The sequence below is a fragment of the Providencia sp. M-27 genome, assembly GCF_011077905.1.
In the GTDB taxonomy this organism is placed as follows: domain Bacteria; phylum Pseudomonadota; class Gammaproteobacteria; order Enterobacterales; family Enterobacteriaceae; genus Providencia; species Providencia huaxiensis.
Genome location: NZ_JAALBT010000051.1, coordinates 1 through 2397, shown reverse-complemented (window position 1 = coordinate 2397; position 2397 = coordinate 1). Strand labels below are relative to the sequence as shown.

General features: G+C 36.8%; 1 protein-coding gene. It reads left to right on the top strand.

Annotated features, from left to right (window positions below):
- Positions 1-2299, top strand: a 2299-nt coding sequence (locus G6Q48_RS21825) for a Tn3 family transposase (protein WP_166268388.1), incomplete at its 5' end; no start/stop codon positions are given.
- Positions 2300-2397 lie beyond the last annotated feature (98 nt).

Below are 2397 nucleotides of genomic sequence, written 5' to 3'. Positions count from 1 at the left end.
AAAACGTCTTGTTGGTGAATTGGGATTATCATTAGGTAATTTAAGCTATTATGCATCGATTATTCAACATCAATCGATTTATAAAATTCGTCGATTTCCCGAATGGCAAGGCATGTTATATCTGGTTTGTTATCTATTTTTTCGCTACCAAGAAACTAATGATAAATTGGTAACAGCTTTTTTATATGTGACGAGAAAGCAAAGGGAAGCTGCGAGTGCTTTAGCTAAGTTACGCATTGCAGAAGAACTGGAAATTATTCGTGAAAAGTTAATGCATGCGGGTAATATTTTACACCTCTTTGTTGATGAAAACGTCAGTGACAATACGCAATTTGGTGATATTCGCCAAAATGCATTTGCAATGATGTCTAAAGATGAAATTCAGTTAATAAGTCAACATCTTAATAAGAATAGTTTTGATAAAACCCATTATGAGTGGCTATACATTGATACACAATACAGAAAAATTGCGAATACAATGAGGTCACTCTTTCTCGCGATTGATATCGAGTGCGAACCAGGATTACAACTACTATCTTCCCAATTATTAACAGCAAAATCAGAACTTCAAAAAGATAAGCACATTTCTACCGTCGATCAGCGGTTACTGTTAAAAAACGATAAACCTTTTATCCTGATAGATGAACAGGTTAATACTCAACGATTTGAATACTATTTATACCAAAAAGTGGCTCGGATGATTGAGAGTAACAATATTTACATCAATGAAAGCGCCAGCAACAAGCGTTTAGACGATGATCTGATTTCAGCCACCGAGTGGAAAAAAAGCCATGTCATCATTCAAAAAACAGGATTAACTCGGCTCAATACACCGATACAACAAACGCTTTCGGAATTAACGCAAAAACTGAGAGACCAAATGGAGCGAATTGGTCGCAATATCCATGATGGAGCCAATGATTTCGTGACACTTCAACCGCGTTCAAATCAGTTAACATGGAAACTGGCGAATAAACGCTGGAAAGATGACATTGATAATCCCATATATAACCAGCTCCAACATATGGGGATCATTGAAATTATGGACTATGTTCATCAAAAAACGGGTTACTTAGATGCATTTAAAAATATCGCATCAAAAAAGAAAAACACTAAGGCCAAAGAGGGCGATTTACTCGCTTGCATATTTGGAAATGGCTCAAACTATGGTGTTCATCATATGTCATCAATATCAGCTAGAGCCATCGGTGTGCTTAGAGCCGTCAATGATGGTTATATTAGGCCTGAAACAACGAGTGAAGCTAATGATATGATAGCTGATGCTTTAGCAAAACTCCCCATTTTCAAATATTATACGATTAACGAAAGTGCCCCATTTGGTAGTATTGATGGCCAAAAACATGGTTGCCGAATCAATACATTTAAAGCCCGTTTTTCTGCTAAATATTTCCGAAAAGGGAAAGGCGTATCAGCACTCACATTAGTTTCAAATCATGTACCAATAAATACGAAAGTGATTTCAGCCAATGAATATGAGGCTCACCACGCATTCGATTTACTCTATAATAATACCAGCCATATTCAGCCCAAAACATTAGCAACAGACACGCATGGCGTTAACAATGTAAACTTTGCTATCCTTGATCTCTTTGGGTATCAGTTTGCCCCGCGATATGCAAAATTTAAACACGTTTTTAATGAATTGTTTGAGATCGAGTATGATGAAATCCTTTCCCTGAAACTTAAAAAATCGCTCAACTTATCACTCATTCAAGAAGAGTGGGAAAATATTCAATGGATAATTTGTTCATTAAGCCGTAAAACGACGACACAAAGCACGGTGATTACTAAGCTTTCTAACAGTAAGAAAAACAATCGCACCTTAGCGGCTCTTCGTGAATATGACCGAATAATTAAGTGTTTATACGTTCTCGATTATGTTGATGACAAAATGCTCAGGCAGTTTGTCCAACAAGCACTTAATCGGGGTGAGGCTTACCATCAATTACGGCGTGCAATTGCGTCAATTAATGGTAATCAATTCAGAGGTGGCGATGATTACCAGATAGAACAATGGAATGATTGTGCTCGTATCATTGCTAACTGCATTATTTATTATAATTCTGCATTATTATCCAGTTTGATTGAAAAATTTGCGCGTGAAAATAATCAAGAAGCGGTGAATATGATAGCTGAGTTATCACCTGTCGCATGGCAGCATATACAGCTGGCCGGTAATTACACCTTTGGCCTTAAAAAAGATAATATTGTACTGGAAAGATTACTGGAGAATTTAGATCCTCTTATTTCAGAAGAGTCGTTAAGCTTAGCGGCATAGTCTATTAATATTATTAAACTATATATCGGCTGTAGTCCTTGATATCAAAGGGCTACAAGCAAACTTTGGACTTTTCGATGAAATGGGCACACAACCCC